We start from the raw sequence: 14,354 nt of genomic DNA, 5'->3' as shown, positions 1-14,354 counted from the left end.
AGCATTTACAAGCGGGAGCGGTCGGCAGTGAGCAGCTCAGCAGCGGAGCGGTGACTGCGACGCATGTACAATTGGGAGCCATCGGAAGTGTGCATGTACAGCCGAATGCGATTGGTGCGGAGCATCTGCAGGACGGGATGATAAGCGAAGCAGCCCTTGCCGACGGCAGCGTAAGCGGAGCGAAGCTGGCACCGGGAGCCGTGGAAGGTGAGCACCTGGCGAGCGGCTCGGTGGGAGCGGAGCAATTGCAGACGGGCGCAGTCGGCAGCGTGCAGCTCAGAAGCGGCGCAGTTAATGCGACACATGTGCAATTGGGAGCTATCGGCAGCGTGCATGTGAGGCCGTCCGCGATCGGTGCAGAGCATCTGCAAGATGGGGCAGTGGGCGATTCGGCCCTTGCAGACGGCAGTATTAGCGGGGTGAAGCTGGCATCGGGTGCGATTGGAGGCGAACAGATTGCTGCAGGTTCCATTGGTATATCTCACCTGAGCGAACACACCTTGACGCTGCTGGCAGGTGCCGCACAACAGCCACATCCAACAACCCCTGCAACGCTGGACACGATTAAGGGAGGCGGCCTTGGCAACGGAATTATCGAAGCCCGGCATATGCAAGCCGACGCGATTGGGAGCACTGCGCTGCAAGACGGCGCCGTTACTACAGTTAAGCTGGCGACTCAAGCGGTAGGCTCCATTCACTTACAGGATCAGAGCGTTAAGGCCGCTCATCTGGAGCCATATTCGGTTGGCTCGGAACAACTGGATACGCATGCCGTGCATAGCGATCATATTGCTCCGAATACGATACTTGCGAAGCACATTTCCTATGGAGCTATTCACAGTTCTCATCTGGCGGCGGGAGAAATATGGGGCACGCATATCGCCGCCGACGCGATTGAAGCCGGTCACCTTGCACCTAATGCTGTACAATCGGTTCATATCGGCCACGACAGCGTGCAATCCGAACACCTGCAGGCTCAAAGCGTCGATTCGGAGCATATCCGGAACGGAGCGGTACGGGAAGCAGCTATAGCCGACGGGAGTGTATCCGCCATGAAGCTGGCGGATCAGAGCGTAGCTGCGAAGCATCTAAGCCCGCAAGTCGTACAGCAGGAGCATCTGTCCTTCGACCTGATTACCGAACAGCATTTACAAGAAGGCAGCGTCGGTGCCGGTCATTTGCAGCCAGGAGCCGTAACGGTTGAAGCCTGCTCTTTCGGTCCGGTCCGTACAGGGAATGGAAAGCCAGCAGCATTGCAGCAGTTCGGAATGACGGCATTTACGTTCAGTGATCATGACGAAAAAATAGAGCTGGCCATTCCATTTGAGGAAGCCTACGCAGGCTGTAATTACACGATTGTGGCGATGACCAATCACTCCGCTTGCTATGCTGTTCTAAAATCACAGGCACCGGATCATGCCGTAATTGAAATCATTCGTATGAGAATTAGCCCGCAGCCAGCTGGATTCGTATCCTGGATTGCGCTTGGCTGAATACGGGTGTCAATGAGTCAGTTCAAGAAGAGAAGAAGCCGTTGGCATACGTTGACGGCTTCTCTTTTTTTTGATCATTTTAGAATGTATAAGAAAAATCGGGATAAAAGATGTCCTTCGCCTTGAGTCGTCACGTTCTCTTTCCCTTTCAGACGAAAAGATGTTATCGGGCCCCGTGAAGTTGCTCTTATGACCATTCTCCCATACAGTCAGGAGGGATAACGTCGAGGTTAAGTGATATGTCCGTTTCTATACCATTACATTAGGCGGCCGAACATGATGTCAATCTACCAGAGTGGTCGTTGGGCGTGTCGGTTATGTAGCAAAGCGTCCGTTCCCGTTCGGATTGCCCGCGCTTCAGGAAAAAAGCCGAGCGCGTCTGAATGCGCGCGATGAGCTCCGGCAGAGAAACAATGAGCAGCGCAATCAATAGCCAGACGTTCCAGGTGCCCACTGGTTCATCCTGCCCGTCCGGTTACGGAAGACACGGTATAGAATAAGTATCATACTAAAGAAGAAGGAAATGAACCGTTCGATCGGGTCATTTCCTTCTTCTTTATTGTTGGTGCATGAATCGCTGCTAATTTCCGCATGTGCGGGACGGCATATGTACAGATGCCGTTGCAACATTCCGGTTCATTCATACAATGTGATGTATACAGAGGCGGAAACGTAAACAGGAGGTGATACGAATTGCGTCAGGCGAAGCGGCTTCGACCGCGGTTCACGCGAGGGCGTAAACGGCGCACTCGCATGCGGTTCATATGTACTCATCCTCATCCTGTCGTCTCGGTCATTATTCCTGTCATGAACGAACGGCGCACGATTTCCCGCGTTATTAAAGAGGCAGCAAGGGTGCACCCGCAGACCGAAGTCATCGTCGTCTGCAACGGAACGACGGATGGCTCGGATCGAATTGCCGCAGCCTTGGGCGTTCGCTTGCTCCGTTTCCCGTCACCGCTTGGTCATGATGTGGGCCGTACTGTCGGAGCCCAGGCGGCTGGAGGGGACATATTACTATTTATTGATGGGGACATGATTATTCCGGCTTCGAAACTGCGGCCTTTTATTACAGCGGTGGCAGATGGGATTGACGTCGCTTTGAACGATTATTCGGGGCCTACCAACAAGCGTGAGGTACATCGGGTCGTCTTGGCCAAGCATGCTTTGAACACTTTGCTGTCCAGGCCGGAGCTGAAGGGGACATCGCTTACTGCGGTCCCTCATGCTATTAGCCGCCGCACCTTGGATACTATCGGCTCGGAGGCGTTATCCGTTCCGCCGCTCGCGCATGCCATGTCCGTTCTGCGTGGGCTTAACGTCAAAGCGGTGCACGCTGTCGACGTGGGCAAGCTGAATCCGATTCGAGTTCACGGTCGGGATCCGCTTGAGCATATGATCCAATATGATCATTTGCAAGCAGTGCGTTGGATCGTTGAACAGGCTGGAGATCGTGGAGGTCATTCCGATTTAACAAGACAACGAGGGCGGGTGAAATGACGCGATGAAGCAAATGAAGCGGAAAGCGGCAGGTCGCGTGCATGGATTCAACCACAAGCGCTCTCAGACGAAGCGAATGTCCAAGGCCGCTAGAAGCACCAACCGCATCGGTTCGTGGCGCAGCTATACGAAAATGAAACAAAGCGGCGGGAAGCGGCTCTCGCATTCCAGACGGAGATTGGTTCGGTCCCATTCGGATAAGCGAACACACGCCCACCCATCGTCCGGTCAGGCAGCAGCGGACCGCCGGACATCGGTTCCGGTGGAATGGCTCCGTGCCGCAGCAGAGGCAGGGCATGCCGATGGAAGAGAATATGCAGGCGCTTGTGAGACGCCATTCAGCGTTCGGCGAGCCAATGTCATTCGCCGCATGCAGACGCATTTCTCCCACTTTTCAGAGCGATATCAACCTATTGCTGTAGCTTATAACCAGGTGAAGGCATTAGCCGCAGCATATCACGAAGGTTTTACCGTTCCCTTTTTCCCGCAAGCGAAGGATGCAGTTCTTCTCCCGACGACGAAGACGATGGACGTGGTGGTCACCGCATGCAATGAAGAGAACAGCATAGCAACCGTCATGAAGGAACTATCCCGCTTGCCGTTAGGTGAAACGATTGTGGTTGTTAACGGCTCGACAGACAACACCTTGCATGCTGTCCGTCAGTCTTCCGACGAGGCGACGGTTATTCATTATCCGGAAGCACTCGGTCATGATGTCGGACGTTCGATCGGCGCAAAACTATCGCGGGGTGACATCGTGCTGTTTGTCGACGGAGATTTTGCGATACCTGCAGAAGAGCTGGGTGCTTTTGTGTGGGCGGTTCATACCGGGGTGGACGTGGCTTTGAATGATATCGGTCCGTTCCTGCACAACTTCGATAAGCAGGACGGAATTACGCACTGCAAGCAGTGGTTGAACCGTAGCTTGGGAAGAGATGACTTGTATGCGAATTCCATGACAGCCATCCCGCATGCTTTAAGCCGCAAGGCTCTTGATACTATCGGTTTTCAAGCATTGAGCGTGCCTCCGAAGGCTCAAGCGCTCGCCATGGCCCGCGGCCTCAATGTACAGTCGGTCCATACGGTGGATGTCATCAACAAGAACCGCGTTCGCGATACGAACGTAGGAGCAGTCAATCCTGTGGCTGCGCTTATTCTGGGGGATCATCTGGAGGCGCTTCGGGCTTTAATGGACGAAGGAGCGTCCATGCTGCGCAGTGACCAGCAACGTGAACGTATTGCGCTGAGGAGGAATAGCATATGACGGCACCGTATCGCTCTCAGATGACAAGCATCATCATTCCTACGCATAACCGTCTGGCGCTCCTGCGAGAGTGTCTTGAAGCGATTCAAGAACATACGGCCGTTCCTTATGAAATCATTATCGTCGACAATGGTTCTTCTGACGGAACAATCGATTTCTGCCTGCAACAGGGGCTGACATTCGTCTCACTGCCGGACAATCGCGGCTTTCCCGCTGCGTGCAACAGAGGGCTTCAGATTGCTTCCGGAGAGCAACTGTTGTTGTTGAATAATGACGTCGTAGTGTCTTATCGGTGGTTGGATAATCTGTTGGATGCATTGTACGAGACGGATGTGATAGGGATCGTCGGTCCGACTACGAATTACGCTAGTGGAAAACAACAGGTCAGCTACCCATATGATGATATACAGCAATTCCATCGATTAACCCGCTCGGTGAACGCGCCTGACCCGGCCAAGCGCCAGCGCGTGCAGCGAATTGTCGGCCTCTGCTTTTTGTTCAAGCGCCAGTTGCTGCATACCGTAGGACTATTTGATGAACGATTCAGCCCCGGCCATTACGAGGATGACGATTATTGCTATCGCGCTCGTCTGCAAGGCTACGAGTTGACGTTATGCGGTGATGTTCTCGTGCATCATTACGGCAGCGCCAGCTTTCGCGATCACGGGGAACAAGCGTTGAAAGAGCTTATAGAACGCAATTATGAACGTTTTGTAGAAAAATGGAATCTGAATCCACATTTGTTCATGTAAGGAGGGAGAAGGATTGAAAGGAATCATTCTGGCGGGAGGCACTGGCACCCGTCTATATCCATTGACTAAGCTAATTAACAAGCATCTGCTGCCAGTAGGGAAGCATCCAATGGTAAGCTACGGCATTGAACGTCTTCGCACGGCAGGCATCAAAGATATATTTATGGTCATTGGCAAATCTTCTGCTGCATTATATACCGATTACTTCGGCAGCGGGAGAGCGCACAGCGTTCATGTAACTTACGCCATTCAGGAGGAAGCGGGAGGCATCGCGCAAGCTCTGTCTTTAGCAGAACCCTATCTTGCTCCAGGCGAGAAATTCGTCGTGCTGCTGGGAGATAATCTATTCCAAGACGACTTGACTCCTTATGTGAAGGCATTCCACGAGCAGCCTCAAGGGGAAGCGCGCGTACTGTTGAAGCACGTCCACGATCCACGCCGGTATGGTGTTCCCGTATTTGATGCTGCAGACAAGGAACGCATCAAGCGAATCGAAGAGAAGCCGAAGCATCCGCAATCCTCGTATTGCGTTACCGGGATATATATGTACGACACCGACGTGTTCAATCATATTCATTCGATTGTTCCGTCTGCGCGCGGAGAACTGGAAATTACGGACGTGAACAATTGTTATGCTCAAGCTGGCAAGCTTCAATATGATATTATGCAAAATTGGTGGATTGACGCCGGGACTTTTGAATCGCTGCATGAGGCGGCCATTCAACTTCGGGGGGGGCACCTGTGAGAAAGCTGCTTGTCACTGGCGGGATGGGGTTTATCGGCAGCAACTTCATCCTGCACATGCTATCTCGCTATGATGATCTGCACATTACGAACATCGATGCGCTCACCTACGCTGGCAATCCAGATAATTTGTCAGACATCGCTCATTCGGACGCTTATCGCTTTGTTCGGGCAGATATAACGGACGCAGAGCAAGTGGGGCGTATATTTGCCGAGAATCCGTTCGATGGAGTCGTTCATTTTGCTGCAGAATCTCATGTAGATCGCAGTATTGTCCATCCAGAGGCATTCGTGCGTGCCAACGTGCTGGGAACGTTCCACCTGCTAGAAGCGGCAAGACGCTATGAGACACCGAAATTCATACATGTATCGACAGATGAAGTGTATGGGACATTGGGAGATACCGGGTACTTTACGGAACAATCACCGCTCATGCCCAACAGTCCTTATTCGGCAAGCAAGGCAGGCTCTGATCTGTTAGCACGCTCTTACGCACAAACCTACGGATTGCCGGTCATCATTACCCGCTGCTCGAACAACTACGGACCAAGACAGTTCCCCGAGAAATTGATCCCCACTATCATATTGCGCGCGCTTCATGACGAACCGATTCCGATATACGGTGACGGTACTCATGTGCGGGATTGGCTATACGTGATGGATCATTGTGCAGCGATAGATGCGGCATTAAGGCGAGGGATAGCGGGTGAAGTGTACAACATTGGCGGACATCATGAATGCACCAACCTCGAGGTGACGCGCATGGTGCTGCAGGAGTTGAGGAAGCCTGAGTCCTTGATTACGTTCGTGGCGGACCGATTAGGTCATGATAAACGGTACGCCATTGACCCGGCGAAGACGGAACGAGAACTTGGCTGGCGTCCAGGCAAGGAGTTAGAGCAGGGGATGAAGGAAACGATTATGTGGTATGTAACGAATCGAAGCTGGTGGGAACGCGTCCGTTCCGGCGCTTACCTCGAGGGACGCTGAACCGGCATCTTTGGCCGAACGGCACCGTATGGGCCGTGAGGATGAAAAGGACGGTGAACGCATGTCAACGACAACGACGCGGAAGGCGCAGATTGTGCCGGCCCCTCCTGCTCTGCCTGCGAAGCGTCGCAACAAATCGGCGGCTGCATTACGCTTCAAACGCAGAACATTGCCAGAACGTCTGAGCACGCGGCGAAAGAAACAGTTAAGCAAACGGGGGAAAAAGTGGACGCGGAAAAAGCAGCCGCGTCCGGTTATTGAAGCTCCGTCTGAGCCTCCTGCGCCAACTATTGATGTGGAAGCGGTGAAGCGGACCTCCTATGAAGATGGATTCCGCAAAGGTAAATATGAAGGCGGTGAAGCTTTTCTAGCCCGCCTTATTCCCGAAGATATGATACTTCCGGACATTCCGGTAGAGCACGTCATTGCACTCGGATTCGAACAAGTCGGGCATTTGCTGCAGCCGCTCATCGCTCCGTTAACCGTATATATCGAAATGCAGCAAGCGCTTGAGCAGCGAACTCCATTATCGGTCGTTCGGTTGGGGGACGGTGAATTGCTCGCTCTGGCGCACGATAAAGTGCTGTCGTCTAATTTGGTGCGTAAAGAAGGACCCTTTTTAGGGTATGCCGGGATAGATGTCCCTGACCATGAGTACCGTGAGCAATTGGCTGAATCGGTACGGAAAGCCACCTTCGTCGGCGTGCCAACCTCCCGCATGCCTAATTTCCAGGGACTGCTTTATCCGACTTTGCGCGCTTACGGTATGCAAACTCGTCAAATGCGTCTTACTTGCTCCATAGTGAACTATTTGTTGGCGCAGCAAGGGCACTTGCTTCAACTGATGCAAGGACGCAGGGTGCTCATTGTCGGGAATTCAGGGCTGGAATTGGCGGAGGTGCTGAGCCAGCGCGGCATAGCTGTTGCCGGAGTCATTACTCCGGTCATGGGAGTTCGTGATGTTCCTCGCATCTTGCGTGAGGTGTCACGGCATGACTATGATTTGGCACTTATTGCTGCAGGCATTCCTGCCGTTATCTTATCGCAGCGCATTGCCGAGCAGTTCGGTAAAGTGGCACTCGATTTCGGTCATCTAGCCAATAAAATTGCCCGCGGCGAGGCTTCTTTGTAATTTCAGTCGACGGATAGCACAGCTAAGGAGGTGAGGCCTTATGGCCCGTAAACGGCGATCTGTACGCAAGATGCAACTGCGCCGGCGGCGTTCTGAATCGTTTCCGCAGCCAATGTCTGAACAACAAATCAAATACGAGCGGCATGAGCAAGGGTATTCGGTTGGGTATGCAGAAGGCCTGCGTGCCGGTCAAGAGCAGTACGGTGTTCCTTTTGAGGGCACGAGCATCGTCATTCCGACTTTTAATAAGGCGGAGCTGTTGGAGCAATGTATAGCGAGCATTCAAAAGCATACGAAAGTTCCGTATGAAATTATCGTAGTCGATAATGCTTCGACGGATTCCACCCCTCAATATTTGTATCGGCATATTAGTCAACTCCGGTTTCACATCCATGAAATCAATCGCGGATTTTCTGGAGCAATCAATACCGGATTGATGATGGCGAAAGGCCGCACGATATGTTTGCTTAACAACGATATTCTTGTGACCCCGAATTGGTTATCCAATCTGCTGAACTGTTTGGATAGTGACGCTAGTATTGGAATGGTCGGTCCGGTTACGAACTATATTAGCGGTGATCAGCAAATCCCGGTTTCGTATGAAAAGATAGAAGATATGTACGCTTTTGCGGCGAAGCATAACGTCCCCAATGCTGGGAAATGGCAGCGCATCGATCGTCTTGTCGGCTTCTGTCTCTTGTTCCGGCGCGAATTGTTCGAGGCGACGGGGTATTTCGATGAAGGCTTCGAAATCGGTAATTTCGAAGATGAAGATTATATCATTCGCGTCCGATTAAACAGGCGCAAGCTGATGATTGCCCGCGATACGTTCATTCATCATTTCGGCAGTGCCAGCATGAAGGCGTTAGGAGATAAGTTCCAAGAGGTAAACAATCGGAATGCAGCCTTCTTCAGCAAGAAGTGGGGCAATCCATACGATTGGATTCATCGGGTACGTGAGCGGAACAACGGTGCTCCGGCTGAGCGAAATCATGCTTATTATCCGACGCACGTCGCGGTCACCGGATTGACGGAGACGCTGTATTGGATCGAGCATGGAACCAAATACCCAATCCAGGGCAAGCTGAATATTCCCGTCGTCAAAGTATCACAGCTCGATTTGCGGGGATGGGCTACCGGTCCGGTTGTGAATGCGGCCACGGCCATTCACAAATGGAACGAGCGATCGGCTGCGGACGGAACGATACCGGACGGGGGCGTGTTTACGACTGAAACGGGGAGATGGTACCAACGTCAAGGGGATTCGTACCGGGAGTTGATGAGCGAGCATGCGGTTGCTCGCTGGCAGCTTAATGGGAAAATGACCGTTCGAACGGAGAAGGAACGGCAATCTTTACAAGAAGGGCTGCCCATTATGGCGGCTCCCGTCATCCAAGCGTACCATTTGTAATCGCTGGAGTATGCGTAAAGAGCCGTACGCATGCTCTTCTTTTTTATTCGATCGGTGCGCGTTTTGGGCGATTGGCCCGTTTACGTCTCCTTAGGCGCAGCATATGTTGTAGAAGGTAATGGCTGAATACGTCCGCAGGCTGTCGGCCATTCGTGTATCGGATTTGGGAGGTAAGACCATGCAACATATCGTTAGTGAAATTATCGTGCACATATCGAATTCACAGCAGCATATGGCTCGAGTATTGGACGCTAAGCGTCAAGTCGCGGTCCGCATGGCTCAAATCATTCACGCACTGCCGGATGTCCATCCTGAATTTGAGGGCATTAGTGGTCTGAAGGAGCAATCGGCCACTGTGACCAAGAACATTGTTGCTTATTTGAACGGTTTAGCGGAGCTGGAAGAAGCGATGGCAGAACAATTGCAGCACATTATGAAAGAATTGAACGATGATTCTGAGGAATAAAGCACAGTGTAAGGAGGATGGTGTCAGGTGAGCAGAGAGCGGTCCTACCATTTAATACTTGACGCTATGGCAAAAATGCAGTGGAACGTGTCCATGATACTTGAAGCGAAAGCGCTGGAAGCCGAAAAAACACGTAATTGGTTATTGAACCATTTGACGGATAGCGCCTTTGTCACTCATAAAGATCAATTGAGTGATCCCTTGGAAGTTCACGAGCAAATCATAGAGGTCATCGACGGCTTGACGAAATTACAGCTCAGTCTCTCAAACAACATGAAGGCGGTGCTGGATCGCGGTAGCTCGGGTGGATTCGGAGACGGTACTGCGGACGGATCTTTCAGTGGAGAATTTGATTTGGGAGATAAGTTGTAATGATGCACAGGGAGCAGGAGCAGAGGGCAAGAATCGATATGATTCAAGCTATTGTGCGCAGTCAAACGGCTTTAGCTCGCATGTTGGAGCAAGTTGCGGATGTTGCGGATCATTCCGAGGCATCTGCAAAGCGAATAAAAGACAATATCCGCCTATTATCCGATTATCAGCTTAGCTTGTGCGGAATGATTACGGGTTGGCGTTTGCGCCAGCTAACCTTAGGAACTCCTACATCGCCATGGTTGCATCCAGCTTGTAAGCTGCAGCGCATCTTAACCCGAGGAGCACAGGAGGATGAATCAATTGAGAAAGGTCAAACGAGTACGACGGACCCGGATCGCGGGCAGACGTCGGAAGGCAACACTTCGAGCAGGAAGAGCATTGCGGCGGGGCGGAAAAAGCCGGCTGCTCTCGCGGCGGTCGCGTCTTCGCCGGACGCTGCGCTCCCAGCGGCGCCATAAGAAGCTTACGGCCCGCCGCAGAAGAGGATTGCCCAAATCCGAAGCCTCCAATGGGGCGTATAACCAAGGATTTAACGAGACGTATAATGATGGATTCAATGCTGGATTTGCCAAAGGATTTGAAGATGGGCATCAGATGGCATATTCCGGTCAAGCATAATTATATGAGGCTGTTTAAACACGAAGCATAGGCAGTCTGACGCTTGCGTTCTTTTCGCGGGTTGTCGGTCTGCCTTTTTGTTGCTCCATCATCATGAAATGGGGTTGGGTAACCGCCTTTTTTGAATCATAAGGATAAGCGTCCATGATGCATTTGCCGGGGCGGCATATGATGAAGCGTGTTAAAAACAATTTCATGGCGTTCTGTGCCGCTTGCGCCAGAAGCAGGGTGAACGAAGCATGAGAAAAGATCGCAATACCAAAAGGACGGGAATCAAGACGAATGCCTTTCGGAGCGGGTATTCAGAAGGGTATCGAATGGGGTTATGCGAAGCAACGGTTCAGCGCACGCCTAAGCCGCAGCTGTCTTCTTTTGATTTGCGAGTCCTTTACGTACCGCAAGGATTTGACGCAATTGACCGAGGCGTATGCGAGGCGTTAACGAAGCTTACTCGAGAATGCGCACAGGTGGAGCCCGCTCAGATGGCGGAAGCAGCAGAGAGGATGAAGCCTGATCTCGTACTTGTGATGAATGGCTTGCACGTGTATCCCCCGGAACATCTTGAGCATATTGGGCGGCTTCGCCAGATGGGGATGAAGACGGCAGTTTGGTTTGTGGATGACCCTTACTTTTCAGAAGATACGGCTGCTGCCGCTCCTTACTACGATTTCATCTTTACCCATGAGCGAAGCGGCGTTTCGTTTTATAAGCAGTTAGGATGCAATCGTGTGTTTCATCTTCCGCTTGGAGCGGGGATCTCCACCTTTCGTCCCTTGCGTGCCGAACCTGCTTATTCGCACGATATTTGCTTTATCGGCAGTGCATTCTGGAATCGCGTGAACCTATTCGACCATATGGCGTCCTTTCTTGCTGACAAGAAGGTAATCATTGCGGGCGGACATTGGGAGCGATTAAGCCGGTATGCGGTTCTCCGTCCGCATATTCGTCAAGGCTGGGTACCGATTGAAGAAACGGCAACGTACTATAACGGCGCTAAAATCGTTATTAATGTACACCGGCCTGTCGAGCATGGTTCAGACAACCGCAACAGCCATCAGTTAAGCGGGGAGTCCATAAACCCGAGAACCTACGAAATATCGGCTTGCGGTACGCTGCAAATGACCGATGTGCGCAGTGAGCTTGCAGAAATGTATACGCCGGGCGTGGATATAGAGACCTTCAACTGTCCCGAGGAGCTCATGAGCAAGATTGATTACTATTTGCAGCATGAAACGATCCGGCAGCGCGTCGCAGTGCAAGGATTGCACACGACATTGCTTAAGCATACGTTCGAGCATCGCGTACAACGGCTGCTGGAAACATTCGTTAGCTCTTAAAACCACTGATGACCAAAAGGAGAGATCTCATGCGAACATTTCGTATACGGCGAAGAAGACGGATCCGTACGGGGGTGGTTCATCCGAGGGAGCATTCTCGCCGCCAAGGACGCAAAGCCGGTTTTGAAGGAGGCTACCAAGAGGGATATTTGCGAGGGCGAGCGGATTATATTGTGAATACGACACAAGCGCAGGTGTCATCTCGCCCCTTGCATGTCTTGTATGTTTCGACCGGAAAAGGATACCCATACTCTCCGTTGGATGAAGGCATCATCTCGACGTTCCAGGGGATGGTAGGCCAGCTGTCCGTGGCAGGACCACGGGACCCGGTTGCCGCAACGGCAGTCCAGCTTCGTCCTGATCTTGTCGTCGCCTTGGATGGAATGGATTTCCCAGCCGAGCAAGTGGATGAAATCCGCGCTCATGGCATACGCACTGCGCTATGGATTACGGACGATCCGTACTATACGAGCATGATGGCCGATATCGTTACGCATTATGATTATGTGTTCACACTCGAAGCGAACAGCGTTCCGTTCTATCAAGGGATTGGCGCGAACGCGCATTATTTGCCGTTCGCCGCCTTTCCGGGTCAATTCCGTCCCATCAAGACGAGATCTCCGCTCCGGCAAAATCTTACCTTTATTGGTTCGGCATATTGGAATCGGGTGAAGTCGATTGAACCGATTCTGCCGCAGCTGATGAAGCGCAACATCGTCATTTCCGGTCTCTGGTGGGACCGCCTTTCCGAATTCAGAAAATACGCGCATCAAATCCAACTCGGCCGCTGGATGGATCCACAGGAGACCGCAGCGTCGTATAACGGCACGAAAATCGTCATCAACATGCACCGTGCACATGATGACGATTCGGTCAATCAGAACTCCGCCAACATCACTGCAGCTTCCCCGAATCCGCGCACCTTTGAAATATGCAGCTGCGGCACTCTGCAATTGACCGACGTGCGCGATGATTTAGCCCGGTTCTATACACCGGGAGAAGAAATCGAAACGTATAGCTCACCGGAAGAGATGCTTGATAAAATCGATTACTATTTATCGCATGAGCAGGAACGCCGTGAGATTGCACTTCGTGGTTTGGCCAGAACATTGCGCGATCATACTTATGCGAACCGCCTTAATCAGATGTTAAGCATCGTCTTCGGATGATGGATCGCCCGGTCGATTACCGTCCGGGCTTTGTTATGTCTGTGCGCCTTCTTATCGGGTTGCCAAAGGATTATTTTGGAGTGAAACGACAAGTAAACCGCTTACAACTGCCTCTTTCAAGTGAAAAGCTTCATTTATCTCTTCCTATCACGAGGGGATAAGCTTCAGTGAGCGTTGATGAGAAAATGAATCCATTGATGAAGAGAAAGAGCTGTTTTATATCCGGATTTGCGCCGGATTGCTTGTAACAAGCTTTCATTTCCATTTACACCAAGCCCGGGAAAGGGGTAAGATTCAGTTCAGCAGTATCAATGAAATCCGTTGCGTCTTATTCGCTGAATCCCGCTGTCTGGCGGGAACGGGGGAACCAAATGAAGCGGACAGAGCTGACTGGCAGGATGATGCCGGTATGGCCGTTCGCAAGGGGTGAATCTGGAAGCCAGGCAATTCGTCTGGTCCGGTAGGGGGACTCTTCGCCTCCGAATCCGTCAGCTAACCTCGTAAGCGTACGGAGAGAGGCGCGCCCGACTGTTAACTGTCGACGCACCTCTTTCTTCTAAAAGCAGGGCATCGGACACGACAGGAGGGAATTGAATATGCACGACGCGGACCGAATCATTACCGTGTTCGCACCGAATGCCATGGGCGTCGATTTCATTCGCCAGTTGAGAGGAGCAGGTCTTTCCGTTGCGGCTATCGCCAATAACGGTCGGCTTGTGAAGCGAATGGAGAAGCTGGGTGTCGCGCATGTATGTCGAGTCAACACGACTGATCCTAAAGAATGGAATGTACCCGAAGTGCCAGTGGGGCGCCTCTTCTTGTTCGAACAAAGCTTTGTTTTGTCGTGTCGACTGCTTCAAGTATGCCGGCAATGGTCTTGTGAGCCGATTACGCTAATAACGAAGCGTCATCACCCGCGTTCCATTTACCGGCTTCTCGGTGCGGATTACGTCATTTATACACAGTCGGATCAGGTCTCCTTTTTGTTATCGGAATTTATTCTGGCGGGCTCTCGATCGCAGTCGCCCACCGCATGAAATCGTGTTGTTTATGAGAATGGGCGATCGCCAAATCTCTAGATTTCTCCACAGCCAAACTCGTCC

Annotated in this window: 14 protein-coding genes and 1 riboswitch; all 14 genes read left to right on the top strand. The window is 51.9% G+C overall.

Annotated features, from left to right (window positions below):
- Positions 1-1,493: WIAG-tail domain (locus A372_RS0118930; RefSeq protein WP_019422464.1), on the top strand; the 1,493-nt coding region annotated here is incomplete at its 5' end.
- A 693-nt stretch (positions 1,494-2,186) separates the two neighbouring features.
- A complete protein-coding gene (locus A372_RS0118915; protein ID WP_019422461.1) occupies positions 2,187-2,993 on the top strand; it encodes a glycosyltransferase in 807 nt (268 codons plus the stop codon).
- Positions 2,994-2,997: 4 nt separating this feature from the next.
- A complete protein-coding gene (locus tag A372_RS35535) occupies positions 2,998-4,257 on the top strand; it encodes a glycosyltransferase family 2 protein (RefSeq protein WP_019422460.1) in 1,260 nt (419 codons plus the stop codon).
- Positions 4,254-5,009 (top strand): glycosyltransferase family 2 protein, encoded by a 756-nt coding sequence (locus tag A372_RS0118905; protein WP_019422459.1) that lies wholly within the window; start codon positions 4,254-4,256, stop codon positions 5,007-5,009. The genes A372_RS35535 and A372_RS0118905 overlap by 4 nt, the downstream gene beginning before the upstream one ends.
- A gap of 13 nt (positions 5,010-5,022) precedes the next feature.
- Positions 5,023-5,754, top strand: a complete 732-nt coding sequence (locus A372_RS0118900) for a sugar phosphate nucleotidyltransferase (protein ID WP_019422458.1) — start codon at positions 5,023-5,025, stop codon at positions 5,752-5,754.
- Positions 5,751-6,743: a dTDP-glucose 4,6-dehydratase gene (gene rfbB, locus A372_RS0118895; protein WP_019422457.1), complete on the top strand. Its 993-nt coding sequence runs from the start codon at positions 5,751-5,753 to the stop codon at positions 6,741-6,743. Before A372_RS0118900 ends, rfbB begins: the two co-directional genes overlap by 4 nt.
- A gap of 61 nt (positions 6,744-6,804) precedes the next feature.
- A complete protein-coding gene (locus A372_RS34290) occupies positions 6,805-7,875 on the top strand; it encodes a GT-D fold domain-containing glycosyltransferase (protein ID WP_237728566.1) in 1,071 nt (356 codons plus the stop codon).
- 40 nt (positions 7,876-7,915) lie between these two features.
- Entirely contained in the window at positions 7,916-9,286 is a 1,371-nt protein-coding gene (locus tag A372_RS0118885; protein ID WP_019422455.1) for a glycosyltransferase family 2 protein, read from the top strand.
- Between the two features lie 178 nt (positions 9,287-9,464).
- Complete coding sequence (locus A372_RS0118880; RefSeq protein WP_019422454.1) at positions 9,465-9,752, top strand: hypothetical protein; 288 nt, start codon at positions 9,465-9,467, stop codon at positions 9,750-9,752.
- A gap of 27 nt (positions 9,753-9,779) precedes the next feature.
- Positions 9,780-10,124, top strand: coding sequence for a hypothetical protein (locus tag A372_RS0118875; RefSeq protein ID WP_019422453.1), 345 nt, complete (start codon positions 9,780-9,782; stop codon positions 10,122-10,124).
- On the top strand, positions 10,124-10,585 hold the full coding sequence (locus tag A372_RS38715; RefSeq protein ID WP_019422452.1) for a hypothetical protein: 462 nt from the start codon (positions 10,124-10,126) through the stop codon (positions 10,583-10,585). The genes A372_RS0118875 and A372_RS38715 overlap by 1 nt, the downstream gene beginning before the upstream one ends.
- Before the next feature lie 399 nt (positions 10,586-10,984).
- Positions 10,985-12,082 carry a CgeB family protein gene (locus tag A372_RS0118860; protein WP_019422450.1) on the top strand — a complete coding sequence of 366 codons (1,098 nt, stop codon included), beginning with the start codon at positions 10,985-10,987 and terminating at the stop codon, positions 12,080-12,082.
- Between the two features lie 29 nt (positions 12,083-12,111).
- A complete protein-coding gene (locus tag A372_RS0118855) occupies positions 12,112-13,251 on the top strand; it encodes a CgeB family protein (protein WP_019422449.1) in 1,140 nt (379 codons plus the stop codon).
- A 323-nt stretch (positions 13,252-13,574) separates the two neighbouring features.
- Positions 13,575-13,774, top strand: a riboswitch (cyclic di-AMP (ydaO/yuaA leader).
- Positions 13,775-13,847: 73 nt separating this feature from the next.
- On the top strand, positions 13,848-14,288 hold the full coding sequence (locus tag A372_RS0118850) for a hypothetical protein (RefSeq protein WP_019422448.1): 441 nt from the start codon (positions 13,848-13,850) through the stop codon (positions 14,286-14,288).
- The last annotated feature ends 66 nt before the right edge of the window (positions 14,289-14,354 follow it).

It is taken from the genome of Paenibacillus sp. OSY-SE (genome assembly GCF_000283315.1).
Taxonomy (GTDB): domain Bacteria; phylum Bacillota; class Bacilli; order Paenibacillales; family Paenibacillaceae; genus Paenibacillus_B; species Paenibacillus_B profundus.
Note: the sequence above shows the minus strand (reverse complement) of the source record. Positions and strands in the feature narration are given on the sequence as shown.

Coding starts and splice junctions, on each gene's coding strand:
- A372_RS35535 (WP_019422460.1), top strand. CDS start 2,998: ATGAAGCAAATGAAGCGGAAAGCGGCAGGTCGCGTGCATGGATTCAAC.
- A372_RS0118905 (WP_019422459.1), top strand. CDS start 4,254: ATGACGGCACCGTATCGCTCTCAGATGACAAGCATCATCATTCCTACG.
- A372_RS34290 (WP_237728566.1), top strand. CDS start 6,805: ATGTCAACGACAACGACGCGGAAGGCGCAGATTGTGCCGGCCCCTCCT.
- A372_RS0118885 (WP_019422455.1), top strand. CDS start 7,916: ATGGCCCGTAAACGGCGATCTGTACGCAAGATGCAACTGCGCCGGCGG.
- A372_RS0118880 (WP_019422454.1), top strand. CDS start 9,465: ATGCAACATATCGTTAGTGAAATTATCGTGCACATATCGAATTCACAG.
- A372_RS38715 (WP_019422452.1), top strand. CDS start 10,124: ATGATGCACAGGGAGCAGGAGCAGAGGGCAAGAATCGATATGATTCAA.
- A372_RS0118860 (WP_019422450.1), top strand. CDS start 10,985: ATGAGAAAAGATCGCAATACCAAAAGGACGGGAATCAAGACGAATGCC.
- A372_RS0118855 (WP_019422449.1), top strand. CDS start 12,112: ATGCGAACATTTCGTATACGGCGAAGAAGACGGATCCGTACGGGGGTG.
- A372_RS0118850 (WP_019422448.1), top strand. CDS start 13,848: ATGCACGACGCGGACCGAATCATTACCGTGTTCGCACCGAATGCCATG.